The sequence below is a fragment of the Actinomyces sp. Z16 genome, assembly GCF_003111765.1.
GTDB lineage: Bacteria > Actinomycetota > Actinomycetes > Actinomycetales > Actinomycetaceae > Actinomyces > Actinomyces glycerinitolerans.
The window spans coordinates 1,462,612-1,487,624 of the sequence record NZ_CP027862.1; the positions used below are offsets into that span (position 1 = coordinate 1,462,612).

19 protein-coding genes and 1 riboswitch are annotated in these 25,013 nt (G+C 69.8%); of the genes, 14 read left to right on the plus strand and 5 right to left on the minus strand.

Going from position 1 to position 25,013, the window contains the following annotated elements:
• Positions 1 to 32: 32 nt before the first annotated feature.
• On the minus strand, positions 33 to 2,411 hold the full coding sequence (locus tag C3B71_RS06050) for a 6-phosphofructokinase (RefSeq protein WP_108966801.1): 2,379 nt from the start codon (positions 2,409 to 2,411) through the stop codon (positions 33 to 35).
• Between the two features lie 268 nt (positions 2,412 to 2,679).
• Here C3B71_RS06050 and C3B71_RS06055 point away from each other — a divergent pair, with 268 nt between their 5' ends.
• The 6 genes from C3B71_RS06055 (at position 2,680) to C3B71_RS06080 (ending at position 9,429) form a co-directional block, all read left to right on the plus strand.
• Positions 2,680 to 3,969 (plus strand): cell division protein PerM, encoded by a 1,290-nt coding sequence (locus C3B71_RS06055; protein WP_108966802.1) that lies wholly within the window; start codon positions 2,680 to 2,682, stop codon positions 3,967 to 3,969.
• A gap of 3 nt (positions 3,970 to 3,972) precedes the next feature.
• A riboswitch (ZMP/ZTP riboswitch) is annotated at positions 3,973 to 4,070 on the plus strand.
• A 23-nt stretch (positions 4,071 to 4,093) separates the two neighbouring features.
• Positions 4,094 to 5,812: a bifunctional phosphoribosylaminoimidazolecarboxamide formyltransferase/IMP cyclohydrolase gene (gene purH, locus C3B71_RS06060; protein ID WP_108966804.1), complete on the plus strand. Its 1,719-nt coding sequence runs from the start codon at positions 4,094 to 4,096 to the stop codon at positions 5,810 to 5,812.
• 98 nt (positions 5,813 to 5,910) lie between these two features.
• A complete protein-coding gene (locus tag C3B71_RS06065) occupies positions 5,911 to 6,285 on the plus strand; it encodes a hypothetical protein (RefSeq protein WP_234416138.1) in 375 nt (124 codons plus the stop codon).
• Positions 6,286 to 6,429: 144 nt separating this feature from the next.
• The gene (locus tag C3B71_RS06070) at positions 6,430 to 7,821 is read left to right on the plus strand and encodes a dicarboxylate/amino acid:cation symporter (protein WP_073326976.1); all 1,392 of its coding nucleotides are present in this window, start codon (positions 6,430 to 6,432) and stop codon (positions 7,819 to 7,821) included.
• A 142-nt stretch (positions 7,822 to 7,963) separates the two neighbouring features.
• Positions 7,964 to 8,950 carry a malate dehydrogenase gene (locus tag C3B71_RS06075; protein ID WP_073326974.1) on the plus strand — a complete coding sequence of 329 codons (987 nt, stop codon included), beginning with the start codon at positions 7,964 to 7,966 and terminating at the stop codon, positions 8,948 to 8,950.
• Between the two features lie 179 nt (positions 8,951 to 9,129).
• Positions 9,130 to 9,429: a hypothetical protein gene (locus tag C3B71_RS06080; protein ID WP_234416139.1), complete on the plus strand. Its 300-nt coding sequence runs from the start codon at positions 9,130 to 9,132 to the stop codon at positions 9,427 to 9,429.
• Positions 9,430 to 9,452: 23 nt separating this feature from the next.
• Here the strand turns inward: C3B71_RS06080 and C3B71_RS06085 are convergent, their stop codons facing one another.
• Positions 9,453 to 9,974 (minus strand): hypothetical protein, encoded by a 522-nt coding sequence (locus tag C3B71_RS06085; protein ID WP_234416141.1) that lies wholly within the window; start codon positions 9,972 to 9,974, stop codon positions 9,453 to 9,455.
• 66 nt (positions 9,975 to 10,040) lie between these two features.
• Here C3B71_RS06085 and C3B71_RS06090 point away from each other — a divergent pair, with 66 nt between their 5' ends.
• Positions 10,041 to 10,463, plus strand: a complete 423-nt coding sequence (locus C3B71_RS06090; protein ID WP_234416143.1) for a GntR family transcriptional regulator — start codon at positions 10,041 to 10,043, stop codon at positions 10,461 to 10,463.
• A 35-nt stretch (positions 10,464 to 10,498) separates the two neighbouring features.
• Here C3B71_RS06090 and C3B71_RS06095 read toward each other — a convergent pair whose 3' ends face one another.
• A complete protein-coding gene (locus C3B71_RS06095; RefSeq protein WP_073326970.1) occupies positions 10,499 to 11,899 on the minus strand; it encodes a hypothetical protein in 1,401 nt (466 codons plus the stop codon).
• A gap of 382 nt (positions 11,900 to 12,281) precedes the next feature.
• Between C3B71_RS06095 and C3B71_RS06100 the strand changes: the two genes are divergently transcribed.
• The 3 genes from C3B71_RS06100 to C3B71_RS06110 all read left to right on the plus strand — a co-directional run bounded on the left by C3B71_RS06100 (position 12,282) and on the right by C3B71_RS06110 (position 15,537).
• On the plus strand, positions 12,282 to 13,478 hold the full coding sequence (locus C3B71_RS06100; RefSeq protein ID WP_139240667.1) for a hypothetical protein: 1,197 nt from the start codon (positions 12,282 to 12,284) through the stop codon (positions 13,476 to 13,478).
• The gene (locus C3B71_RS06105) at positions 13,475 to 14,506 is read left to right on the plus strand and encodes a hypothetical protein (RefSeq protein WP_108966806.1); all 1,032 of its coding nucleotides are present in this window, start codon (positions 13,475 to 13,477) and stop codon (positions 14,504 to 14,506) included. Before C3B71_RS06100 ends, C3B71_RS06105 begins: the two co-directional genes overlap by 4 nt.
• Positions 14,507 to 14,610: 104 nt before the next feature.
• On the plus strand, positions 14,611 to 15,537 hold the full coding sequence (locus C3B71_RS06110) for a tetratricopeptide repeat protein (protein WP_108966808.1): 927 nt from the start codon (positions 14,611 to 14,613) through the stop codon (positions 15,535 to 15,537).
• Positions 15,538 to 15,569: 32 nt separating this feature from the next.
• Here C3B71_RS06110 and C3B71_RS06115 read toward each other — a convergent pair whose 3' ends face one another.
• Positions 15,570 to 16,400, minus strand: a complete 831-nt coding sequence (locus C3B71_RS06115; protein ID WP_108966810.1) for a glycyl-radical enzyme activating protein — start codon at positions 16,398 to 16,400, stop codon at positions 15,570 to 15,572.
• Positions 16,401 to 16,542: 142 nt separating this feature from the next.
• Here C3B71_RS06115 and C3B71_RS06120 point away from each other — a divergent pair, with 142 nt between their 5' ends.
• From C3B71_RS06120 to C3B71_RS06135, 4 genes are all read left to right on the plus strand, one after another.
• Positions 16,543 to 17,391 carry a DeoR/GlpR family DNA-binding transcription regulator gene (locus C3B71_RS06120; RefSeq protein WP_199912587.1) on the plus strand — a complete coding sequence of 283 codons (849 nt, stop codon included), beginning with the start codon at positions 16,543 to 16,545 and terminating at the stop codon, positions 17,389 to 17,391.
• Between the two features lie 11 nt (positions 17,392 to 17,402).
• Positions 17,403 to 19,844 carry a glycyl radical protein gene (locus C3B71_RS06125; protein ID WP_108966812.1) on the plus strand — a complete coding sequence of 814 codons (2,442 nt, stop codon included), beginning with the start codon at positions 17,403 to 17,405 and terminating at the stop codon, positions 19,842 to 19,844.
• A 41-nt stretch (positions 19,845 to 19,885) separates the two neighbouring features.
• Positions 19,886 to 20,554 (plus strand): fructose-6-phosphate aldolase, encoded by a 669-nt coding sequence (locus C3B71_RS06130; protein WP_108966814.1) that lies wholly within the window; start codon positions 19,886 to 19,888, stop codon positions 20,552 to 20,554.
• A 264-nt stretch (positions 20,555 to 20,818) separates the two neighbouring features.
• The gene (locus C3B71_RS06135) at positions 20,819 to 22,114 is read left to right on the plus strand and encodes a DDE-type integrase/transposase/recombinase (RefSeq protein WP_108966214.1); all 1,296 of its coding nucleotides are present in this window, start codon (positions 20,819 to 20,821) and stop codon (positions 22,112 to 22,114) included.
• A gap of 400 nt (positions 22,115 to 22,514) precedes the next feature.
• Here the strand turns inward: C3B71_RS06135 and C3B71_RS06140 are convergent, their stop codons facing one another.
• A complete protein-coding gene (locus tag C3B71_RS06140) occupies positions 22,515 to 24,878 on the minus strand; it encodes a glycogen/starch/alpha-glucan phosphorylase (RefSeq protein ID WP_108966816.1) in 2,364 nt (787 codons plus the stop codon).
• Positions 24,879 to 25,013 lie beyond the last annotated feature (135 nt).

Here is a 25,013-nt window from a genome sequence, read left to right on the forward strand (position 1 = left end):
CGGCCGGAGACGCTCTCAACACTGCCGGCCCCTCAGTCCGTCTCCCCGGCGGAGGCCGCCTGGGTGACCGTCTGGCCGAAGTCGGGAACCTCCTGCGGGGGAATCACCCCCAGGTCCTTGTTGACCAGGCCGATGGCGTCGCGCAGGCCCATCCACCACTGGTGCAGCGGGCGGCGCGCGGTCAGGTCCAGTTCCTCATCCATGTGCTCCAGGCGGTGGTGAGTAATCCGCCCCTCCACGAGCCCCACATAGCTGGAGTGATAGGTGCCGGCGTCCAACTGGTCGGATAGCAGGTCCAGCGCGTGCGCCACCAGCTTGGTGGCCATGATGCGGTCGAAGGCGGTCGGGTCGCCGCCCTGTTGCAGGTGACCGATCTGCGCCTGCCGCACGTCGTACAGGCCCTCGCTCTCCTCGGAGAAGATCTTCGCCAGCACGTCCAGGGTGTAGTTCTCGCTGGCCCGTTCATTGCGGATCACCAGGTAGAGCTTGCGGCCCGAGCGGAAGGACTCCACCATGCGGGCCGAGTCCTGGGCCAACTTCTTCAGCGTCAGCCCCTCCTCGTTGAGGTACACCCGCTCCGCGCCGGTGGCTATGCCGCTCATCAGGGTCAGGTAGCCGCAGCGGCGGCCCATCGCCTCCGCCACGAAGCAGCGACGCGAGGCGGCCGCCGACTGCTTGATCGCGTCCAGCGCGCCCACGGCGCTGTTCAGGGCCGTGTCCGCCCCGACCGACAGCTCGGAGCCGGGCAGGTTGTTGTCAATGGATGCGGGCACGCAGATCATGGGGATTTTAAAGGCGGGGTAGCGATCCCGCTCGGTGACCAGCTCATGCGCGGCCAGGTAGGCGTTGAAACCGCCGATGATCAGCAGGGCGTCGATCTGATTGGACTCGATCGTTCGCCCCAGCGCGTACAGCTGCTCAATGGTGGGGATATCCCGGCGTGTGCCCAGCTCGGCGCCGCCGTCGCCGACCCAGCCCTCGACGTCGTCCCAGGACAGTTCGCGCACGTTCCCGTCCAGCAGACCCGGGAAGCCGCCGTACACGCCGAGCATGGTGAAGCCGTGGTCCAGGCCCAGGCGCACCGCGGCGCGCGCCGCCGTGTTCATGCCCGGCGCCAGCCCGCCGGCGTGCACGATCGCCACCCGCCGGGCGCGGCCGGCACCCTGCAGCGTGTCCTCTGCTGCCGGGTCCAACTCCGGCGGGGTGGACATGGTCTCGAAGATCCCCAGCATCTGCTCGAAGCTGGAGCCGCGGGCCGCCACCGCGCCCCGGTAGTCGCCGGCCGCCACCAGGTCCTTTACGGCCCGGGTGGCGCGGATCTGCTCCATCATGGGCAGACGCCTAATGCGGTTGTGCCGCTCGGCGATGATCACCGGCTCGCTCTCCGCGGTGGCCAGCACCACCTCGCGCGCGGCGGTGCAACCCAGCAGGGTGGACATCCAGCGGTCGTAGGCACTCGGCTTACCACCTCGCTGCACGTGACCGAGGATGGTCACGCGGGCCTCCTCGCCGAGGCGCTCCGCCATGACCCGCTTGACGTCGTCGGCGGTGATGGGGTTGCCGGAGCGGTCGGTGGCCCCCTCGGCCACGATCACCATGGACTCGCGGCGCCCCGCCTCCCGGCCCTTGGCGAGCTTGCGGCACATGTCCTCCTCCCACCCCTCGGCGGGCGGCAGCTCCGGCACGAGCACGTAGTCGCAGCCTCCGGCCACGGCCGCCATCAGCGCCAGGTAGCCACAGTGCCGACCCATCACCTCCACAATGAAGGTGCGCTGGTGGGAGGCGGCGGTGGAGGAGATGTCGTCGATCGCCTCCAGGATGCGGTGCAGGGCGGAGTCGGCGCCGATGGTCATGTCGGCGCCCACCAGGTCATTGTCGATCGAACCGACCAGCCCGGTAACCATGAGCACCGGGTGCGCGGCCGCCGTCTGCTCGGTGATGTCCCCGCGCTCGACCAGCTCGGCCACCAGGGACGGCCAGTTCTTACGGAACTCGTTGGTGCCGGTCAGGGATCCGTCCCCGCCGATCACCACCAGCCGGTCGATGTCATGCTCCAGCAGGTTGCGGCAGGCCGCCAGCTGCCCGGCGCGCTCGCGGAACTCCGCCGAGCGGGCGGTGCCGATGATGGTGCCGCCGCGGTGCAGGATGGAGCCGACCGAGTCCCACTCCAGTTTGCGTATCCCATCCCCGCCGGCCACGGCGCCCGACCAGCCCTCCATGACCGCGTACGGCTGTGCGCCCATGCGCAGCGCGGTCCGTACGACGGCGCGCACGGCAGCGTTCATGCCCTGCGCGTCACCGCCAGAGGTGAGCACGCCGATGCGCACGGGCTCATCGCTGGGGGAGGCGGGGGGAGTACCGGCTGCGTCAGCGGGGCCGGTCGAAGTACTGATGAGCGCGTCGTTAGCCATCGTGGGTCCTTCCGTGGGCGTCCGGTGCCTGGTGCTGACCCCGATTCTAGTGTGGTCCGCGCCGCATGCCCCAGGCTCGCCCGGGCTCGTTCACACCTTGTTTACCTTGGCTGCGCGGTTGGCCCGGTTCGCCCGGGTACAGCCAGGAGCTCGTCCCCGCGTCCGCCCGTGTCCTAGCGCGCCCCACCCTCCGGACCGGGTTAGTGTCGGTGCCGATCAGCCCGACGCCGTCGGGAGGTACGCCCCTGAACAGGATGGAGATGCGGGCATGAACCTTAGGGACCGGCTGCACCGACAGCCCCCGCCGACGCCGGGCGGCTCCCGGCGTCCGACCCTGCCCGCCGACTGGCCGCTGGCCGTGCGCGCAGGCGTGGAGGCGGTGGCGCTCGGCTGGGGCGTCGTGGTCCTGCCCACCCTCGTCCTGTACCTGGTCGACTCCTCCCGCGATGCCGCCGCGGCCCTGACCCTGGGCGGCGTGCTGCGCACGGGCACCGGCATTTGGAGCCTCGGCTTCGGCGGCGCCATGGGGAGCCCCGACGGCGACTACGGCACGCTCAGCCTGCCGCTGCTGGGGCTGACGCTGCTGCAGGCGTGGCTGACCCGATCCTCCGTGCGCCGGGCCCGGATCAGCGGGCCCGCCGCCGGCGCGATCGCGGTGCTTGCCGCCACCCTGACGGCGCTGCTGATCGCCGTCGCCACCCACCCCGCCGATTCCCGCACCTGGACCGCGGTGATCGGGGTGACCGTCCTGAATGCCGCCGTCACCGCCGGCTACCTGCAGCGCTCCGGCCGGGGCTGGCCGGCGCCGGCCGCCTGGCAGGAACGGCGCCCCCGGTGGCTCGGGGCGGCGTTGGGTATCGCCCGCGAACTGGCGCTGGTGCTGTTGGGGCTGGCCGCGGTGGTGGCGTTGGCGGGCCTGATCGCGGGGTCGGGTCGGGTCGCCCGGCTGCACGACGCCGTCGCCGGCGGCTCGTTGGCGGCGACGGTGGGCCTGGTGGCGCTGCAACTGGGCTGGCTGCCCACCTGGATGGTGTGGGCCCTGTCCTGGCTGACCGGCCCCGGATTCGTGGTGGGCGCCGGCTCGGTGTTCTCGCCCACCCGTGTGCTCGCCGGGGCCGTGCCGGCGCTGCCGCTCCTGGGTGGGCTGCCGACCGCTGCCGTCGGCACCTGGGGCGGCGCCCTGCCGTTCGTGATTGCGGTGGCTGCCGGCATAGTGGCGTGGCGGCACCGGGTGGTGTTGCGCGAGCTGCCGCTGCGGCAGGCGGCGGCGACAGCGGCGACGGTCACGGCGCTGCTCGGCGTCGGCGTGCTGCTGGTGGGCCTGGCCGCCTCCGGGCAGATCGGGCCGGGGCGCATGGCCGAGGTCGGCCCGCGCGTCGGCTACGTGGCGGTGATCGTCGCCCTGATGGTGCTGGTGGGCGCGGGCCTGGTGGCCGTGCTGCCCCACCCGCGCACCCGCGCGCTGACCCGCCGCGGCGTGGAGGCGACCGCCGCCGCCACCAGCGCGGCCGTCGGCAGTGCCCGGGAGCACCTGAAAACACGCACCGACAGGCGGTAGGCTGGCCCCGGCCGCAACTGGCGAGGGTGGGGCACCACCGGGGAGCGGCCGGCCGGACATCGGTATCCCAAAACGGGACGTCGCCCGCCTGGGCGTCCCGCCGACACCGGCACAAGGAGCCCCCGTGACCACCCAGACCCCCTCCACACCCGCCAGCCCCGCCGCCCAGGCCGACGCCGCCGGGCGCGTCTCGATCCGCCGCGCCCTGGTCTCGGTATACGACAAGACCGGCCTGACCGAGCTGGCCACCGCCCTGGCCCGCCACGGCGTCGAGATCATTTCCACCGGCTCCACCGCCGCAACCATCGCCGCCGCCGGCCTGCCCGTGACCGTCGTGGAGGACGTCACTGGCTTCCCCGAGTGCCTGGACGGGCGCGTCAAGACCCTGCACCCGCGCATCCATGCCGGTATCCTCGCCGACCGCCGCAAGCCCGAGCACCTGGCTCAGCTCACCGAACTCGAGGTCGCGCCGATCGACCTGGTGGTGGTCAACCTCTACCCCTTCACCCAGACGGTCGCCTCCGGCGCCGACTTCGATGCCTGCGTGGAGCAGATCGACATCGGCGGCCCCGCCATGGTGCGCGCCGCCGCCAAGAACCACCCCTCGGTTGCGGTGGTGGTGGATCCCGCCCGCTACGGGGAGGTGGCCGACGCGGTGGCCGACGGCGGCTTCAGCCTGGCCCAGCGCCGCGCCCTGGCCGCGGCCGCCTACGCCCACACCGCCGCCTATGACGCCGCCGTCGCCTCCTGGTTCGCCCAGCAACTCGCGGCAGACGCCGCCGCTCAGGCCGACGAGTCGGCGCCCGCCATGCCCGCCTACGTGGGAGACGCCTACACACTGCTGAACCCACTGCGCTACGGGGAGAACCCGCACCAGCGGGCCGCCGTGTACACCGCCGTCGGCGCCGCTCCCGGGCAGGGCGTCGCCGGGGCCCGACAGCTGTCCGGCAAGGCCATGAGCTACAACAACTACACCGACACCGACGCCGCCGTACGCGCCGCCTACGACCACGGTGAGGCCACCTGCGTGGCGATCATCAAGCACGCCAACCCCTGTGGCGTGGCCGTATCCGCCGCCGGCGACGTCGCCGAGGCGCACCGCAAGGCTCACGCCTGCGACCCCGTGTCCGCATACGGCGGCGTCATCGCCACCAACGCCACCGTCACCGCCACCATGGCCCGCCAGATCAAGCCCATCTTCACCGAGGTGATCGCCGCCCCCGCCTACGACGACGAGGCCCTGGAGATCCTGAGCACCAAGAAGAACCTGCGCATCCTGGTGGTTGCCCCACCCGCCCGCGGCGGCTGGGAGGTCAAGCAGATCTCCGGCGGTGCCGTGGTCCAGGAGCGCGACGCCATCGACGCGCCCGGCGACACGCCCACGGGCTGGACGCTGGTGTCCGGCGAAGCCGCGGACGAGGCCACCCTGGCCGACCTCGCCTTCGCCTGGCGCACCGTGCGCGCGGTGCGCTCCAACGCCATCCTGCTGGCCCACGACGGGGCCACCGTCGGGGTGGGCATGGGGCAGGTCAACCGGGTGGACTCCTGCAAGCTGGCCGTGGAGCGCGCCAACACCCTGGGCGCCCGCGCCACCGGGGACGCGGCCGCCGACGCCGCAGGCACCGAGGGCGCCGAAGCTCCCGCCCCCGAGCGTGCCCGCGGCTCCGTGGCCGCCTCGGACGCCTTCTTCCCCTTCGCCGACGGCCTGCAGGTGCTCGTCGACGCCGGCGTGCGCGCCGTGGTCCAGCCCGGAGGCTCCATCCGCGACGAGGAAGTCATCGCCGCCGCCCAGGCCGCCGGCATCACCATGTATCTGACCGGCACCCGGCACTTCGCCCACTGACGCCATCACACCCAACCGCATCCCGCCGCACCCGGGCGGCGGGATGCGGGGTGAGTAGACGCGGGCAGAGGGCCGGTGGAGGCGCTAAGGTAGCGGCCGTGAGCAACCAGAACGGGGCGGTTGACGGCGTGCCGCCGACCGGTGAATCTGCCGATGCTCCCGCCGTCGGCCCGCGCAGGGGCGACGCCGTGGACGACTGTCCCCAGCGGCAGCAGCCCTACCGCACCCTGGCGGTGGTCGCCGTCGCCGCCTGGCTGGCGGCCGTGCCCGCACTGTCCCTGCTGGGCCACCGGCGCCTGGCCGTCATCTGGCTCGGGGCGGAGGTGCTGGCCCTGGCCATCATCCGGCTCCAGCGCCCCGACGGCACCTGGATCGCGGCCCGCGGGCGCGCCTTCGACGTCGTCTTCGGGCTGCTGCTCGCCGTCGGCCTGTTCGCCCTGTCCTATTACGCGAACCTGCCGCGCGTGCGCTGAAACGGTAGAACCGTGAGCCCGACCGCCTACTGCCGGGCGGAACCGGGTCACTGGGCGGTACCGGTGCGCGCGGGCGCGGGCGAGTGTGGCATTCTGCCGCCGACCAGCGGTCCCCGACCGCCCCATCCAGCCGAAAGGCAGTACATGAGCAACCCATCCCCGCATCCCGAAGCTCGCGCCGGGCAGGCGTCCCCGGGGCCCGTCCGCCGCTTCCTGGCCCGCGGCGGCATCCTGGTGTGGGTGCTGGCCGCCATCATCCTCGCCCTGCTGCTCGGCTCCATCCAGATCGGTGGTAACCACCTGGTGCCCGTGCCGATCGGACGGATATTCGCCACCTTCTCCGACCTGTTCAGCCAGTTCCTGAGCTTCTCCATCCCGCTGATCATCATCGGCCTGGTCACCCCCGCCATCGCCGATCTGGGGCGCGGCGCCGGCCGCTGGCTCGCCATCACCGCCGCGATCGCCTACAGCTCCACCCTGTTCGCCGGCTTCGTCACCTACCTGGCGTGCGCGGCCACACTGCCCCGCGTGCTGGGCGGTACGACGCTGACCGACGTCGAGGAGCCCGGCAGCGCCCTGGAGACCTACTTCAGCGTGGAGATGCCGGCCGCGGTCAGCGTGATGACGGCACTCCTGCTCAGCTTCGTGGTCGGCATCGGCCTGTCCATGGTGCCGCGCGGGGTGCTGCGCAAGGGCTTCATCGAGTTCCGCGCCATCATCACCGCCCTGATCGAACGAATCATCATCCCGCTGCTGCCCCTGCACATCTTCGGCATCTTCCTGAACCTCACCTACACCGGTGAGGCCTGGGCGATCATGCGCACCCTGCTGCGGGTGGTCGTGGTCGTGCTGCTGCTGGAGGTGGTGATCCTCGGGGTGCAGTACCTGGTGGCCGGTGCCGTCGGACACCGGAATCCCTTCAAGGCCCTGGTCACCATGCTGCCCGCGTACCTGACCGCCCTGGGCACCTCCTCGTCCGCCGCCACCATCCCGGTGACCCTGCGGCAGGCTCGCAAGAACGGCGTGGCCGACGCCGTCGCCTCCTTCACCGTGCCGCTGTGCGCCACCATCCACCTGGCCGGCTCCACCTCGAAGATCTTCGCCTTCGCATTCGCCATCGCCCTCACCCAGGGGCTGTCCGTGTCGGCCGCACAGTGGATCGGCTTCATCTTCATGCTCGGCATCACCATGGTGGCCGCCCCGGGCGTGCCCGGCGGCGCCATCATGGCCGCCACCGGTCTGCTGTCCAGCATGCTGGGCTTCAACGACGCCCAGGTGGCGCTCATGATCGCCACCTACATCGCACTGGACGCCTTCGGCACCGCCACCAACGTCACCGGAGACGGTGCCATCGCGATCGTCGTCGACCGGCTCGCCCACGGCCGCATCGGTCCCGAGGGTGATCCGGAGAACACCCGCGAACTCGCCTTCGACGGCATGAAGTACCTGGACCGGGTCAGTGTCGACGGCGTGGTCAGCGCCGAGGAGCTCGAGGCCTCCGCGGCCGCGGCCGGCCCCAACGCCGTCAGCCACTGAACCTCCCGAGCCGGGATGTAGCCCAGATCTCCCCATGCGCGGCGGCCGCTCCGGCCATCGTCCCAAGTCTTCGTACGCGCTACGGCATAGGCTTTGGTCAACGGCCCCCGCGGCCCAACTGACTGTCTCGAAGGAGTCCTTCATGGCCAACGCCCCCGTCAACATCACCGTCACCGGCGCTGCCGGCAACATCGGCTACGCGCTGCTCTTCCGCATCGCCTCCGGTGCTCTGCTCGGCCCCGACCAGCGCGTCAACCTGCGCCTGCTCGAGATCCCGCAGGCTGTCAAGGCTGCCGAGGGCACGGCCATGGAGCTGTTCGACTCGGCCTTCTCCACGCTTGGTTCCGTCGACATCTTCGACGACCCCAAGCAGGCCTTCGAGGGCGCCAACATCGCCTTCCTGGTCGGTTCCATGCCCCGCCGGGCCGGTATGGAGCGCTCTGACCTGCTTTCCGCCAACGGCGGCATCTTCGGTCCCCAGGGCGAGGCGCTTGCCGCCGGCGCCGCCGACGACATCAAGGTCCTCGTGGTCGGCAACCCCGCCAACACCAACGCGCTCATCGCCGCCTCCCACGCCGGCGACATCCCGGCCTCCCGCTTCACCGCCATGACCCGCCTGGACCACAACCGGGCCCTGGCCCAGCTCGCCGCCAAGGCCGGCTGCCACGTCTCCGACATCGACAAGGTCGCCATCTGGGGCAACCACTCCTCGACCCAGTACCCCGACCTGACCCACGCCACCATCAAGGGCGAGCCGATCACGGACATCCTGGCCGACCGCGAGTGGGTGGAGAACGACTTCATTCCCACCGTCGCCAAGCGCGGTGCCGCCATCATCGAGGCCCGCGGCGCCTCCTCCGCGGCCTCCGCCGCCTCCGCCGCCATCGACCACGTGCGCGACTGGTGCCTGGGCACCACCTCGGCGTGGACCTCCGCCGCGGTCATGTCCGACGGGTCCTACGGCGTACCCGAGGGCGTCATCTCCTCCTTCCCCTGCACCGCCGAGAACGGCGAGTGGAAGATCGTCCAGGGCCTGGAGATCGACGACTTCTCCCGCGCCAAGATCGACGCCTCCGCCGCAGAGCTGGTCGATGAGAAGAACGCCGTCGCCGGCATGGGCCTGATCTGACCCACACCTGCGCCAACAGTCAGCGGCCCCGGCTCCTTGCGGAAGCCGGGGCCGCTGCTCTACCCCGCCGACCTTCGTCACCCGGCTGCAAGAACTGGCTCCAGCGCATCTCCACCAAGGAAGGACAGATCGCCGTCAACACCGTAAAGGGCTGAGAGCGCCCGCGCTACAGTCGTGCCATGGCACGCCGAGGATCCCGCAGTTCCAAGCGCCCCTACGCGGCCGGGCATCGGCCGCTGGACATGGGCCGACTGGAGTCGTTGCCGCGCACCCAGACCGGTCCCGGGGGAGCGGAGTTCACGGTGCGGCGCGTGCGCGGCAGAGCCAAGACCTACATCTGCCCCGGCTGCAACCAGACGATCGCCGCCGGTACGCCCCATATCGTGGCCTGGTCCAACGAGTCCCTGTTCGGGCCCGACCGTGGCCTGGAGGAGCGCCGTCACTGGCACACCTCCTGCTGGGACCGTCACCTGTGGTGAGCGGCCCGGTGGTCGGATGCCGGTCAGGCCAGCGGCTCGGGGGAGCGCTCCTCCCATCCCGGCAGTAGCCGGTCCAGGGCGGTGCGCAGGGGCACGATGTCGCCGTCACGGCCGCCCTCGCCAATGGTCATGGGCACCGGCTCGTCGGCCGGCGTCACTCCGAGCAGCCGATCACGCACACTCAACGGCCGGGTGAGGATGTAGAAGCGGCCGGTGGTGTCGATCGCCACCGACTGGTCCTGGCGCAGGTACCAACCGGTCAGCGGGGTGCGGGCGGATCCGCCGCCATAGCCCCGCACTCGCAGCGGGGTCGCCTCCAGCCCCTCCGCCTCGGCCACCGCGATGAACAGGGCGACGATCCGTGCGGCCCGCTGGTGCTCCGCCGCCTGCCGTGCCTGCAGCATGCGTGCCCGCTCGGCCGCCGCGTCGCGACGCCGCCGCGCCCAGTCCGCATCCTGCGCGCCTGGCGACAACGCCGCACTCGCCGCATCCGGGACAGCCGCTGCGGGGTGGTCGGGGGAGAAGTCGGGGTCCGCGTGAGCCATGCTCGTAGCCTACGAGCCGCCGGAAGAGCTGTGGTGTTGCCCGCCGGGTTGCCGCACACTAGAGGCATGAACACGCCCACTCAGCCTCCGCAGCGCCCTCCCGAATCGGCTGTACGGCCGGCACCGATGCCGCGCACCGCCCGGCTCGACATCCACCTTGATCCCGTCTCCGCAGAGCCCGTCTTCTCCCAGATCTGTGCGGCGGTCAGTGCCGACATCGCCGCAGGCACACTCCCTGCGGGCACCCGTCTGCCTCCCACGCGCGCGCTCGCCACCCAACTGGACATCGCCGTCAACACGGTGGCGAAGGCCTACCGCGAACTCGAGGTTCAGGGCTACATCGAGGGCCGTGGCCGGCGTGGAACCTTCGTGCGTGATCAGTCCGGGGTCGCGGGTGAGCGGGAGGCGCTGCGCTTCGTCACCACCATGCACTCCCTGGGCATGTCGCTTAAGGACACGCTCGAGTTGGTGCGCCGCGCCTGGCCCTGAGCCCCGGTCGACGGCCGGGGCCCAGAGACGGGCGATTACGCCGGTGCGACCGCACTTGGCTCGGCGTCGTCAGCGGCCGGCGCTCCGCCGTCGGCGGGCGCATCCGCTTGCACCTCCCCAACCGCGGCGGCATCGTCACTGCTCAAGGCCTCGGTGATGACATCGGAGAAGACCGGTGCCGGCGGCAGTACGTTGCCGAGCACGCCGCGCATCTCCTCCAGGTAGCTGGCCACGGAGTCACGCTGGCGCTCCAGTTCCTCCACGTCTCGAGCGGCCGCGGACTTCTCGGCATCCGCATCGGCGCGGGCGTCCTCCACCAGCTGCTTGGCCTCCTCACGGGCCTGCCGCAGGATCTCCTCCGCCTGCCGGGTCGACTCCGCACGGCGCTCCTGTGCGGACTGATCCGTCTGTGCGCGCACGGCCTCGGCGCGTTCGAGCGCCTCCTGTAGCCGGGCCTCGGCGTCCGCCGCCTGCGTTTGCGCCTGTTCCTGCATCTCAGCGATACGGGCGCGTGCCGACTCGTGCGCGGCGGCATCCTCCTGGGCGGCGGCCTCGTGCGCGGCGGCCACATCCAAAGTTGCCTGCTGGCGCAGTTCGGCGGCCTCGGCACGTGCGGCCTCCGCATCGGCCTGGGCGGAACGGCGCAATTCCTCCGATTCGCGGCGTGCCGTGGACAGTAGCTTCTCAGCCTCGGCGCGTGCCTTCTCGACGGTGAGCCGGGCCTCCTCCTGGGCAGCGGTCAGCGTGGACTCGGCCTGCTCGGAGGAGGAACCGCGCAGTTCCTCGGCCTCCTGAGCGGCGGCCTCGCGCACCCCGGCGGCCTCGCGCTCGGAGGAGATCGCCAACTCTGCCGCGGACTTGTTCGCCTCCGCGCGCACGACCTGCGCCTCCCGCTCCGCCGTGGCACGCAATTCGGTGGCGGCCGACTCGGCTTCGGCGGCGAGCTGGGCGGCCCGGCGCTCGGCGGACCCGACCAGCTCATCGGCACGCGCCTGCGCATTGGACAGTGTGGTCTCCGCCTCGCTTTCGGAGCGGGTACGCAACTCCGCGGCCTCGCGGCGGGCGTCCGAAATCAGCGCGGCGGCTTCGGAGGAGGAGCGTTCGGACAGATTCGCGGCGTTGGCGCGCGTGCGGGTCAGGAGCGCGTTCGCCTCCGCATTGGCCTTGGACAGCACCGAGGCGCTCTGCTCCTCGGCGCTGCGCAGCAATTGCTCGATGCGTGATCCCAGGCCCGCGTACGTCGGCTTGTCCGCCTCCCGCAGGCGACGCTGCGCCTCCGCGAGTTCACCGGCCAGGGTCATCGCCCGCTGATCGAGGTTGGCGACCTCCCGGCGCGCGTCCTGCAGCTGGCGGTTGAGCGCTTCCAGTCGCTGGTCCACCTGCGCACGGTCGTACCCGCGCATGGTGATGGCGAACTCTTCGGTGTCCTCGGCCACGTCAAATCTCCTCCTGGGCCGGGTCGGGACGGCCCACCGTCCAAGCGTAGCCCCTGGGCAATCCGCGCGGAATCGGTACATTCCCGGCGCTTTCGCGCGGCTCGCCGGGGCGTGGGCAATTCCGCCTCCCGGGACGGCAAAACACCCGGCAAATCGGCGCGTCCACGCCCTACAACCGGCGCGGGGAGGGTCTTTGCCCTAGGCTTTTGCTCATGGCGCAGCAACCTGTGATTTTCGCCGAGACCGGTGCGAACCGGCGGCGGTCATGGGATTCTGACGTCCGGCCGCCTCAAACGTCGTCCTCGTGGCGTCGGTGCGAGTCGCGCACACCCGCCGGCCACGTCGGCGGGTCCATGTCCCCCAGTTCGAGGAGAACCGCGTCGTGAATCGACGGATGCTGAGCGTGATCATTGCCGTTCTCGGCCTGATCGCCATAGTCCTGGCAGTCTGTTCCGCCACCGTGTGGCGTCCGAGCTCAACTGCCCGGGCCAGCCTCGCCCAGAGTCCCGACCAGCACTACGTCGTCACCGAGCAGGGCGTGCTCAGCCTCGTGGAGTCCGACGTCGAGGTAACCGCTACCGCCGCCTCCGCCGACCAGCCGGTGCTGATCGCGGTCGGCCACGTACAAGACATCAAGGCCTGGCTCGCCTCGGACCCCTACATTCTGGTGACCGGCCTGACCGACTGGGACACGCTGGAGTCCACGGCGGTCACCACCTCCTGCCCCGAGGAGGCCACCCCCACCGCAACCGCCGAGGCCTCCGCCGCGCCCACCGCTGAGGCTACTGCGACGGCGACGACGGATGCGGACGGCTGCGCCGTGCTGGAGAACAGCGACGCCGATCCCGCCGACTCCGATCTGTGGATCAAAACCGAGACCGGGACCGGCTCGGCCACTCTCGAACTGGACACCGCCGGCTCCGACCTGGCGGTACTGGTGGCCACCGACGGCGCCTCCACCGCCCCGCAGGTGACGCTGGCATGGCCGCGGCACGTGTCCACTCCTTGGCTGATTCCCGGCCTGATCGTGGGCGGCCTGCTGCTGCTGGTGGGGGTGTTCCTGTTCCTGATCGACATTCAAACGCGCCGCGCCGATGAACAGCGACGCGCCCGCGCCGCCGAGCGGGCCGCTCGCATCGCCCAGGCCGACTCGGTGGCCACCGTAGGTATCCCGCAGATCGGCGATCCGAACCGTCCGCTCACCCGCCGCGAGCAGCGAGACAAGGAGCGCGCCGAGGCGGCCGGTGAGGAGTGGGTCGACCCGCGCACCGGAGCCGTCTACGTCGGCGGCGTGCAGGCCCCCGCCGTGCCGCAGGCGCCCGCCCCCGAGCCCGAGGAACTATCCGCGGACGCCGTGGAGGCCTCCGGGGCCGCCCGCGGCAGCGCCGTCGTCCCGGGATTGGATGCCGAGACCACCGCCGCCCACCGTTCCGCCCGTGAACTGGATGAGACGGAGCCCTTCGCCGTCGCCGGCGAGGAGGAGACCGCCTCCCCCGAGACGGAGGAAATGCCCGCCGTCGAGGACGGGACGGCCGCCGACGCGAACACCGACGAGTCCGACGAGGAGCACCAAGCATGATCACTAGCCGCCGCGCCTTCTTCACGGGAGCGACCGCGACCGCGCTCGCCGCCGCCCTGGCCGCCTGCTCCCAGGATGTGCCCACCAATGCCGCCACCGGTACGCCCACGCCGCAGCCGGTGCTCGACTCCGACCGCCTCACCGCCGTCCTCGAACGTGTCCAGGTCGGCTTGGACGCGGCGGATGCGGACAAGAACGCCGACGCGCTGGCCGGCTACCTCACCGGCCCGGCCGCCCGCGTGCGCGGCGAGGAGTACCAGGTCGCCTCGGCCACCGAGGATGACAGCTTCGTGCACACCTTCACCACCACCAGCCAGGCGGGAACCGTCGCCCTGGCCAACGACTTCCCGCGCACGGCGCTGGCCATCACCGACTTCGCCGACGACGAGCAGGGCTACCTGCTCGCCCTCACCCAGGACTCCGCCCGTGAGAATTACCAGCTGTGGGGCTGGACTCAGTTCTTTGCCGGCGTGGAGATCCCGTCTACCTATGCCCCCGCCATCGGCACCGAGCAGATCGCCGCGGATGACGCCACCGACCTGGCGGCCAGTCCGCAGGACGTGCTCGACGCCTATGTGGACGCCCTGAACGACCCCGACGGCGAGAACGGCAAGGCCTTCGCCGATGACGTTCTGCGCCAGCGCATTGCCGCCGAACGGGCGGTCGACCTCTCTGAGGCCGGTGAGGTCAGCGTGACCGCCGAGGCCGGCTCTGACGGCTTCAAGAGCCTGCGTACCGCCGACGGCGGCGTGATCACCATGACGACGCTGAGCTTCACCACCGTTTACAAGAAGACGGTTGCCGGGTCCACGCTGTCACTCGCAGACAGCACGGTCGGTGCGCTGATGGGGGACGACCAGGACGTGGTCGGCACCGTCACCGCCAACTACGACGTCATGATCGCCTTTCTCATCCCGGCGGCCGACGCCGAGGACGCCACCCCCACCGCCCTGGGCATGGACCTGGTGCTGGCCTCCGTGTCCCGCGACGACTCCCAGGCGCCCGCCGAGGAGGATGCGGAGGGCTGACGCCCCGGGCGAACGGGTGCGTCGGGCCGCCCGGTGGAGGACTACGCTCCCGTTCGTAACCAAAGCCAGCAAGCCATGCGGGCACAGCCCGGGAAAGGCACACCATGAGCATGTTCGGTGCCGTCGACCTGTCCTCCCTCGCACCCAAGCAGGGGACCAGTCCCGCCCCCGCCGCCGGTACGGCGGCGCCGGCCGCGGGCAGCGGCGGCGCGGGCGCGCTCGTGGTCGACCTGGACGCCGCCAACCTGCGTGAGATCGCCGAGGGCTCCGCCCGCGTGCCGGTTGTGGTGGTGCTGCACACCCCGCGCTCTCAGGCCTCCACCGACCTGGCGGCCTTGCTTGAGCGCCTGGCCGGCGAGTACGGCGGCCGCTTCCAGCTCGCCCGCGTGGACGTGGACGCCGCCCCCGAGGTGGCTCAGGCCCTGCAGGCGACGGCGGTGCCCACGGTGGTCGCCCTGATCGCCGGGCAGCCGGTGCCCATGTTCCAGGGCAGCGCCCCCGAGGAGCAGCTGCGCGCCCTGCTCGACCAGTTGCTCGAGGTCGCTGCCCGCAACGGCGTGGACGGCCGTATCGCCGTCGACGCCTCGGCGCAGCCGGAGCCGGCAGAGCCGGAGGAGACCGAGGTTGAGCGGGAGGCGCGCGAGGCGATCGAACGCGGCGACTGGGCCGGGGCCGAGGCTGTCTACGATCACGCGATCGCCAACTCGCCCGCCGACGACGACTTGAAGGCCGCCCGCAGTCAGGTGCGCATGCTTGCCCGCATGGACGGGCAGGACCCGGCTGCACTGCTGGCCGCGGCCGACGCTCCCGGCGCGGACCTGGATGCCCAGTTGGCCGGGGCGGACGCGGCCCTCGCCCTGGGGGACGTGAACGCCTGCCTGGGACGCGCCCTGGAGGCCGTGCGTGCACACGCCGGTGATGATGAGCGCGAGCGGGCCCGCCTGCGTCTGCTGGAGCTGTTCGAGGTCATCGGTGCTACCGCTCCCGAGGTGGCTCGGGCCCGCCGCCAGCTGGCCACCATCCTGTACTGAGTCGCGGAGCGCGTGGACGGCGAGCCGGGGAGTCAGAAGAACGCTTCGATGCCCGCGTGCACCATGGCAGCGCGGTAATCCACCAGATCCTCGGGGTGCAAAGCCGGGACTCCGGCCATGCGGTAGGGACGTCCCAGTAGCGTGTACTTGCGTTCGCCGAACTGGTGGAAGGGCAGCAGCTGGACGCGCTCGACCCCGAGCGAGCGCAGCAGGTCGGCGAAGGCGGTGGCGTCGTCGAGAGCGTCGTTGACGCCGGGAATGACGGGGATGCGCACCTGCGTGCGGATGCCGCGCTCGAGAGCGCGGGACAGGTTGCGCAACGGCAGATCGTTGTACCCGCCGGTCCACCGCTTGTGCGCGTCGCGATCATGGTGCTTGACGTCAATGAGCAGATAGTCGAGGTGATCCAACGCCCGGTCGAACACGCGTGGCGCCACGTGCCCCGTCGACTCCATCGCCGTATGTATGCCGCGTTGCTGCAGCTCCTGGAGCAGCTCCGTCGCGAAGACGTGCTGCATCATCGGCTCGCCGCCCGACAGCGTGACGCCGCCGCCTGACTCCTCGAAGAACGGCCGGTCGGCCTCGCACTCCTTGAGTACCTCCGCCAACGTATGCGTCCTGCCCGCGGGGGTCACCTCACCGGTGGTGGGATCGAGGAGCTGCTCGATGCCGGGATTGATGGACTCGGGGTTGGCGCACCAGGGGCACGCCAGGGGGCAGCCCTTGAGGAACACGACGGTGCGAATGCCCGGCCCGTCGTGCAGCGAGAACCGCTGAATGTTGAACACCACTGCGGTGTTGTCCGGCCGATGGGCCGCCTCGTGCGGTGAGGCGAACGGCGCGGCAAGCGGGTGCGAGGTCATAACCCCAGTTCCTTTCGTTCGAAACTAGTATAACTTACGAACGAAGGACCAAAGACCTATGCTTGAAGTGAGTCGTTCGTTTATCGTGGTGTCAACGCTTCAAACGAAGCACTTCACAGTTGCGTACGGTAGGAAAGGGGGTATGGAACCCATGAGTAGCCGTCAGACCACCCTCCTTGAGGCGATCGTCGCCGCCGGGCGCGTTGCCGTCACCGAGCTCGCGCAGCTGGCCGAGGTCTCCGCCGTCACCATCCGCAAGGACCTGGACGCGCTGGAATCGTGCGGCCTGATCCGCCGAGAGCGCGGCTTCGCCGTGCTGGTCTCCGCGGATGACCCGGCCGGCCGCCTCGCCTACCACTACGCTGACAAGGCGCGCATCGCCCGGGCCGCGGCCGGCACCGTCCACGACGGCGAGACCGTCATGGTGGAGGCCGGCTCATGCTGCACGCTGCTGGCCGAGCAGATCGCCACTCAGCACTCCGGCACAACGATCATCACCAACTCGGCCTTCATCGCCGATCGGCTGCGCGCCTTCCCGGCCACGCGGGTCATCCTCCTGGGCGGTGAGCAGCAGCCGGACTCACGCGTCATGGTCGGCCCCATGGTCGAATTGTGCGCGCAGCAGTTCCTGGTCGACCGGCTCTTCGTCGGCACCGACGGCTTCACCGCCCGGCTCGGCTTCACCGCACGCGACTACCTGCGCGCCACCGCCGTACGGGCGCTGGCCGAGCGGGCCGAGCACGTCGTCGTCGTCACCGAGTCCGAGAAGCTCGGCGGACACGGGCCCGTACCGCTGCTGCCCGCCTCGGCCGTGTCCACCGTATGGACCGACGCGGCGGGGGACCCCGCCCAGATCACCGCGCTGACCGACTCCGGCGTCCAGGTCGTCACCGTATCGCCGTCGGGCGCCACCACCACCCACAGCGCCGCCGCCGGCGCAACCACCAGGCCCACGGCCGTAACCCACGCGGGCGTGGGCGCCAGAGAATAGGAATCGTCATCATGACAACCGTTGCCCAATCCACGCCCACAGCCCTCGGCGGCCCCCACTTCGGCGGTCTCACCGACCGCATGGCCGCCTGGCGCGAGGAGATTCTGGACACCGAACCCAGTGTCTGCGTTGAACGCGCGGTCATCACCACGCAGACCTACCGGGACAACGCGGATCAGCCGCTGGACATGGTCCGAGCCCTCATGCTCACGAACGTGCTTGAACGGATGACCATCTACATCGAGCCCGCCTCTCGGCTGGCCGGCAACCAGGCGAGCGCCAACCGGGCCGCCCCCATCATGCCCGAATACGCCATGGACTGGGTGATCGACGAGCTCGACGAGTTCGACAAGCGCCCCGGGGACCGCTTCACCATCTCCGAGGAGGCGAAGCAGACGCTGCGGGAGATCGCCCCATTCTGGCGGGGCCGCACCCTCAAGGAGCACGCCCTGGCCCTCATGCCCGCGGACGCCAAGCGCTTCTACGACCTGGGTATCATCCACCCCGAGGGCAACATCACCTCCGGGGACGCCCACATTGCCGTCAACTACCGGCGCCTGCTGGCAGACGGCCTGGCCACCTACCGGCGGCGCGCCCAGGAGGCGCTCAACGCCCTGGACCTGACCGACCCCGCACAGCTCGAGCAGGCCCCCTTCTACCGCAGCCTCATCGTCGTCTTCGACGCCGTCATCGCCTTCGCCCACCGCTACGCCGACCTCGCCGAGCAGCTCGCCGCCGCCGAGACCGCCCCGGAGCGTCAGGCCGAGTTGCGGGAGATGGCCCGCGTGCTGCGGGTTGTTCCCGAGCACCCGGCCACCACCTTCCACGAGGCCGTGCAGTCGATCTGGCTCGTGCACGTGGCCCTGCAGATCGAGTCCAATGGCCACTCCCTGTCATACGGGCGCCTGGACCAGTACCTGTGGCCCTTCCTGCGTGAGGACCTCGAGGCCGGCCGTGAGACCGATGCCTCCGCCACCGAACTGCTGACCAACCTGTGGCTGAAGACCTTCACTGTCAACAAGATCCGCTCCTGGAGCCATACCCGGTTCTCCGCCGGCAGCCCCCTGTACCAGAACGTCACCATCGGCGGCCAGCACGCCGATGGCTCGGACGCCGTCAATCACCTGTCCTACCTCATCATCGCCTCCGTGGCGCAGACCCACCTGCCCCAGCCGAACCTGACCGTGCGCTACCACCACGGCCTGAGCGACAACTTCATGAACGAGGCCATCGAGCTCATGCGGCTGGGTACCGGCATGCCGGCCTTCAACAGCGACGAGGTCATCATCCCCTCGCTGATTGAGCGCGGGGTGGCCCCCGAGGACGCCCACGACTACTCGGCGATCGGCTGCGTCGAGGTCGCCGTCCCGGGCCGCTGGGGATACCGCTGCACCGGCATGAGCTTCCTCAACTTCCCCAAGGCGCTTCTGGTTGCGCTCAACGACGGCGTCGACCCCGCCTCCGGAACCCGACTGGCGCCGGCCTGCGGGCACCTGCGGGACATGACCTCCTTCGACCAGGTCATGTCCGCGTGGGACTCCACCATCCGCGAGTTCCAGCGCAACTGCATCGTGCTGGATGCTGCCTGCGACCTCGCCTTAGAGCACCAGGTCCCCGACCTGCTGTGCTCCGGACTGGTGGACGACTGCATCGGCCGCGGCAAGACCCTCAAGGAGGGCGGCGCCGTCTACGACTTCGTCTCCGGCCTCCAGGTCGGCATCGCCAACCTCGGTGACTCCCTGGCCGCCATCAAGAAGGTCGTCTTCGAGGACCACGCCATCACCGGCGCCCAGCTGTGGGAGGCTCTCCAGTCCGACTTCGCCGGAGAGGAGGGCGAGCGGATCCGTAAGCTCCTGGTGGCCGCCCCCAAGTACGGCAACGACGACGACTACGTGGACGACCTACTCGTGCGCGCCTACGCCACCGACATCGACGAGATCTTCAAGTACAAGAACTCGCGCTACGGGCGCGGCCCCATCGGCGGAACCTACTACGCAGGCACCTCGTCCATCTCCGCGAACGTGCCTCAAGGCGCCTCCACGGCGGCCACCCCCGACGGTCGTCACGCCGGCCAGCCGCTCGCGGAGGGCTGCTCGCCGAGCCACGGCGCCGACGTCAACGGCCCGACCGCCGTGTTCAAGTCGGTCTCCAAGCTGGAGACCGAGCGCATCACCGGCGGCGTACTACTCAACCAGAAGGTCAACCCGCAGATCCTGGCGGCTCCCGAGGACCGGGCGAAGCTCATCGCCATGCTGCGCGCCTTCTTCAACCGACTCCACGGCTTCCACGTCCAGTACAACGTGGTTGATCGCGCCATGCTCCTAGACGCCCAGGCGCACCCCGAGCAACACCGCGACCTGATCGTCCGCGTCGCCGGCTACAGCGCCTTCTTCGTGGTGCTGTCCAAGCAGACCCAGGACGACATCATCGCCCGCACCGAGCAGACCCTCTGAAATCGCCCGCGGCTCAGAACTGATCAGGAAGGAGAACCGAGATGCAGTTTCTCATCGATGATGCTCGCCTGGACCGGGTGGAGCGCGCCCTGAACACCTTCCCCCTCATCGGGGTCACCACGAACCCGTCTATTCTCAAGGCCGGTGGCCTGACGGACTTCAAGCGCGACCTGCGTGCCATCCGGGAGCTGGTCGGGGACCGGGACCTCCACGTGCAGGTGATCGCCCGGGACACCGAGGGCATGCTGCGGGAGGCCGACTCCATCCGCGAGCTGGTGGGGGAGTCCACCCTCATCAAGATTCCTACGACGGCGGCCGGACTGCCGGCCATGCGGCGCCTCAAAGCCCAGGGGGCTCGCGTGACCGCGACGGCCATCTACTCCACGGCGCAGGGGTTGCTGGCGACGGCGGCCGGAGCGGACTACCTCGCCCCGTACGTCAACCGCATGTCCAATGCGGACGTGGACCCGTACGCGGTCATCCGCGCACTGCGCCAGGACATCGACCGTGAGGGGGTGCCGACCCGGATCCTGGCGGCCAGCTTCAAGAACATCAAGCAAGTCACCGATGCGGCCGCCGCCGGCGCCCACACGGCGACCATTGGTGCCGACGTGCTGGACGCCATGCTGGCCCTGCCGCAGGTGGGGCTGGCCGTGGACGCGTTCGCCGCCGACTTCCAGGCGGCCTTCTCCGCCCCGGGCATCGCCTGAGGCACCCCGGGGGCTTGGCCCCGTTCCCAGACTGAGGCCGCCCCGCCGCAACGGAGCGGCGGGGCGGCGGCACTGGGCTGACGGTTTGCACCTTCGGTTGACGGTTCGGCATTTAGTACCGACGATTCGTACTTTTATACGACGGTTCGGCACCTAGGGGTACTGTGTTGTCTCATGACTTCTGGGACTGTTGGATCTCATGACATCTGGGAGTGTCAGAAGTAGTGAGATTCTGGGGCGGTGTGGGTGGGGTTGGGTTGGGGGATGGGTTATGCAGTTTCGCCGTTCAAGCGTCAGCGCATCATTGAGTTTGACTCGCGGGTTGCGGGTGTGAGCGTGGAGGAGTTCTGCCGGCAGGTGGGGGTCTCGAAGTCCTCGTTCTACCGGATCCGTAAGCGGGCCAAGCAGGAGGGACCGGGGGCGGCGCTGGTCGCCCGTTCCAGGGCGCCGCTGCACCCGGCGCGCCGTTGGGATGAGCGGGTTGATGAGCGTATCGCCCAGGTACGCCGGGAGCTGGTTGCCGATGGGAAGGATGCGGGTGCGTGGTCGGTGTGGTGGGTGCTGTCCGGGGCGGGGGCCAACCCGGCCCCGTCGCGGGCGACTATTGCCAGGCGCATGCGGGCCATGGGGCTGGTGGTTCCGGCGCCACGCAAGCGCCCGCGGGTGTCTTTCAAGCGGTTCACGCGTACCAGTGCTAACGAGCTGTGGCAGCTGGACGGTATCGAGTGGCGCATCCAGGGGCGTGTGGTGACCATCTACCAGGTCATCGATGACTGCTCCAGGGTGCTGGTGGCGCTCAAGGCGGCCTGGGGCGGGGAGACGCATGAGGCCACCCGCCAAATCCTGTCCGAGGCCTTCGACTCCTGGGGGCGGCCCGCAGCCATCCTGACCGACAACGGCAGGGCTTTCAACACTCACCGCACCACCGGATTCGGGCGGACAGAGAGGTGGCTCGCGTCGCTGGGGATCCGTCCGATCAGCGGCGCCATCGGTCACCCACAGACCCAGGGCAAGGTCGAAAGCTCCCATAAGCCCCTCCAGCTGTGGCTGGAAGCGCACCCCTACACCACCCTGGAGGACCTCAACACCGGCCTGGAGTGTTTCACCGCCTACTACAACACCGAGCGCCAGCACCAGGGGCTGGGGATAGCCATAACCCCCATACGCGTGTGGCACCAGGTCCCCCGGGCCCTGCCCAACCCCTCCCCGATCAACCTTGACGCGCTATCCGGGCCGGTGCCGCTGAGCCTGCCGCAGGCAGCCAGCACCGACCCGGCCATCACCAGCAGACAGGCCCTGAGCAACGGGACCGTGACCTACAAGGGCCGGATCATCTACGTCGGTTCCTTCATGGCCGGCCAGAGAATCGAGTTCCGCCAGTACCCCACCCGTCTGGACCTTTACGACCAGGCCGGAACACACTTCGCCGCGATTCCCTGGCCCCAGCCCACCCAGGCACAGACCCACAGCCGGGCCACCATCAACGCTTCCAAACCACCCAACAGAATCATCAGCAGGCCACCCCGCTCACCCCGCTCCCAACCGTCCCAAAACCCATGAGACTCAACCGTCCCAGAAGTCATGAGACTCAACCGTCCCAGAAGTGTGGAGACAGCACAGGCACCTAGGGGTACGTACCGTCGTAAGAAAGTACGAATCGTTGACTAGAAGGTACGAACCGTCGCCGGTAGTGCCGAATCGTCGACCCGAGGGGACGAACCATCAAGCGAGCCACCGAACCTCCACGCCCGGTGACGGTAATCCACCCACCGCAATCAGCCGGGATCCGCCGGCAACCACTGCGATATGCGGGAGCCACCGCGATCCGCTGAGATCCACCGCGACTCGCAGCAATCCGCTGCGGTCCGCCGGAGTTAACGGTGGTCTACCGGCACACGCCAACGGCGCCCGCTCCCAGCGAAGGGGGCGGGCGCCGTCGTCGTGTGCCGCACGCAAGCCGTCAGGCGACCGGCTGCGGTTCGATGCCCCACACCTTGGCGTAGTCGCTGATGGTGCGGTCGGAGGAGAAGCGGCCGGAGCGGGTGATGTTCACCCACGCCTTGCGCTGCCAGGCGCGCTGGTCGGCGTAGTCGACGGCCATGGCGTCCTTGGCCTCGCGATAGGCGGCGAAGTCACCCAGCACGTAGTAGACGTCCGCCTGCTCGTTGCCCTCACCCAGGAGGCTGCGGCGCAGATCCGCGAACCAGCCGGAGCCGTTGTCGTCCAGGGTGCCGTCGGTGAAGGCGTCAAGCACACGCTTGAGGCCGGGGACGGACTCGTAGGTGGCCCGCGGGTTGTAGGTGGCCCGCAGGGCCGGCAGCTCGTCCTCGGTGGCGCCGAAGATGTAGGCGTTCTCATCGCCCACGGCGTCCAGGATCTCCACGTTGGCGCCGTCGAGCGTGCCCAGGGTCAGGGCGCCGTTCATCATGAACTTCATGTTCGAGGTACCGGAGGCCTCCTTACCGGCCATGGAGATCTGCTCGGAGACGTCGGCGGCCGGGATGATGTGCTCGGCGGGGGAGACGTTGTAGTTGTGAATGAACACGACCTTGAGGGTCTGGGAGATCACCGGGTCGTTGTTCACCAGCTCCGCGATGGCGTTGATCAGCTTGATGATGCCCTTGGCGCGGATGTAGCCGGGGGCGGCCTTGGCGCCGAAGATGAACACCCGCGGCGGCACCTGCAGTGACGGGTCCTCCTTCATGCGGAAGTACAGGTCCAGGATATAGATCGCGTTCAGCAGCTGACGCTTGTACTCGTGCAGGCGCTTGATCTGCACGTCGAAGATGGCGTCGGGGTTGATCTCGATGCCTTCGCGCTCGGCCACCCAGGCCGCGAAGTCAACCTTGTTGGCGTGCTTGACCTCGGCCAGGCGGTCCAGCAGAGCGTCGTCGGCGGCATCGGTGTACTCGGCGAGCAGGGACAGGTCCTTGACCCAGGCGTCGGAGCCGGCCACTTCGTCCAGCAGCGCGGACAGGCGCGGGTTGCACTGCCGCAGCCAGCGGCGCGGGGTCACGCCGTTGGTCTTGTTGTTGAAGCGCTCGGGCCACACGTCGTGCCATTCCTTGAGCGTGTCGCGCTTGATGATCTCGGTGTGCAGCGCGGCCACCCCGTTGATGGAGTAGGCGGCATAGCAGGCGATCCAGGCCATGCGCACCTTGTCGCCGGACAGCGGAGCCATGTAGTCGATGCGCATCTGGTCCAGGCCGCGCTCGGCCATCTCCTGGCGGAAGCGGCGGTCGATCTCGCGGACGATCTCCGCGATGCGGGGGAACAGGCGGTCGAAGATGGACATCTCCCAGGTCTCCAGGGCCTCGGCCAGTACCGTGTGGTTGGTGTAGGCGAAGGTCTTAGTGACGATTCCCCAGGCCTGGTCCCAGCCCAGGTGGTGCTCATCCATGAGCAGGCGCATTAGCTCGGGGATGGCGAGCACCGGGTGGGTGTCGTTGAGCTGGATGGAGTTGAAGTCGGCGAAACCGCTCAGGTCATCGCCGTGGTGGGTGACGTAGTTGTCGACGATCTCCTGCAGGGACGCGGAGCAGAAGAAGTACTGCTGGCGCACCCGCAGCACCTTGCCCTCGTAGGTGGTGTCGTTGGGGTAGAGCACGCGGGAGATGTCGGCGGTGCGCTCGCGGTCCACGATCGCATCGGTGAAGCGCTGGGAGTTGAAGGCGTCGTAGTCGAACTCCTCGATGGGCTCGGCCCGCCACAGACGCAGCGTGACGACGTTCTTGGTGCCGTAGCCGGTGATGGGCATGTCGTGGGGGACGGCGCGCACGGTCAGGTCGTTGTAGCGGACGATGCGCTGGGCCTCCTCGCGGCGGATGACGAAGGGGTAGCCCTCCTCCATCCAGGGGTCCGGATGCTCGGTCTGGAACCCGTCCTCGAACAGCTGCTTGAACAGCCCGTAGCGGTACAGGATGCCGTATCCGGCCACAGGCAGGTCCAGGGTGGCGCAGGAGTCCAGGAAACAGGCGGCCAGACGGCCGAGCCCGCCGTTGCCCAGAGCGGCGTCGGGCTCCTGCTCGAGCACGTCGGTGAGGTTCTGCCCGAAGGCGTTCACGGCGTGGGTGGCCTCCTCGACCAGGCCCAGGTTGGTCAGGTTGTTCAGCAGGGCGCGTCCCTCGAGGAACTCGGCGGAGAAGTAGTGCTCCATCCTGCCGGCACGGTACTTCTGCTCGGTGGCGTACCAGTCGTCCGCGATGGCGTCGACGACGGCGGCGGACAGCCCCTGCCAGACCTCCATGGGGGTGGAGGCTTCGGCTGGACGGCCGGAGACTGAGCGCACCTGGGAGGACACGCTGCTGGGGAGAATCTTCGACATCTTTATTCCCTTACGTGGGCGTCAGGACAGCGCTGCAAGGATCTTGCAGCAAGGACAGCATACGGCGATGGTACTCATGATACAGGGCTTACTGCCTCCCGGAGAGCGTGGGCATTGCCTCACGAAGCGGGTGGC

What these genes read in the sequence shown, in the direction of transcription:
- C3B71_RS06050 (WP_108966801.1), bottom strand. Translation starts at nt 2,411, where the DNA reads ATGGCTAACGACGCGCTCATCAGTACTTCGACCGGCCCCGCTGACGCA.
- C3B71_RS06055 (WP_108966802.1), top strand. Translation starts at nt 2,680, where the DNA reads ATGAACCTTAGGGACCGGCTGCACCGACAGCCCCCGCCGACGCCGGGC.
- C3B71_RS06070 (WP_073326976.1), top strand. Translation starts at nt 6,430, where the DNA reads ATGAGCAACCCATCCCCGCATCCCGAAGCTCGCGCCGGGCAGGCGTCC.
- C3B71_RS06075 (WP_073326974.1), top strand. Translation starts at nt 7,964, where the DNA reads ATGGCCAACGCCCCCGTCAACATCACCGTCACCGGCGCTGCCGGCAAC.
- C3B71_RS06080 (WP_234416139.1), top strand. Translation starts at nt 9,130, where the DNA reads ATGGCACGCCGAGGATCCCGCAGTTCCAAGCGCCCCTACGCGGCCGGG.
- C3B71_RS06085 (WP_234416141.1), bottom strand. Translation starts at nt 9,974, where the DNA reads ATGGCTCACGCGGACCCCGACTTCTCCCCCGACCACCCCGCAGCGGCT.
- C3B71_RS06090 (WP_234416143.1), top strand. Translation starts at nt 10,041, where the DNA reads ATGAACACGCCCACTCAGCCTCCGCAGCGCCCTCCCGAATCGGCTGTA.
- C3B71_RS06105 (WP_108966806.1), top strand. Translation starts at nt 13,475, where the DNA reads ATGATCACTAGCCGCCGCGCCTTCTTCACGGGAGCGACCGCGACCGCG.
- C3B71_RS06110 (WP_108966808.1), top strand. Translation starts at nt 14,611, where the DNA reads ATGAGCATGTTCGGTGCCGTCGACCTGTCCTCCCTCGCACCCAAGCAG.
- C3B71_RS06115 (WP_108966810.1), bottom strand. Translation starts at nt 16,400, where the DNA reads ATGACCTCGCACCCGCTTGCCGCGCCGTTCGCCTCACCGCACGAGGCG.
- C3B71_RS06120 (WP_199912587.1), top strand. Translation starts at nt 16,543, where the DNA reads ATGGAACCCATGAGTAGCCGTCAGACCACCCTCCTTGAGGCGATCGTC.
- C3B71_RS06125 (WP_108966812.1), top strand. Translation starts at nt 17,403, where the DNA reads ATGACAACCGTTGCCCAATCCACGCCCACAGCCCTCGGCGGCCCCCAC.
- C3B71_RS06130 (WP_108966814.1), top strand. Translation starts at nt 19,886, where the DNA reads ATGCAGTTTCTCATCGATGATGCTCGCCTGGACCGGGTGGAGCGCGCC.
- C3B71_RS06135 (WP_108966214.1), top strand. Translation starts at nt 20,819, where the DNA reads ATGGGTTATGCAGTTTCGCCGTTCAAGCGTCAGCGCATCATTGAGTTT.
- C3B71_RS06140 (WP_108966816.1), bottom strand. Translation starts at nt 24,878, where the DNA reads ATGTCGAAGATTCTCCCCAGCAGCGTGTCCTCCCAGGTGCGCTCAGTC.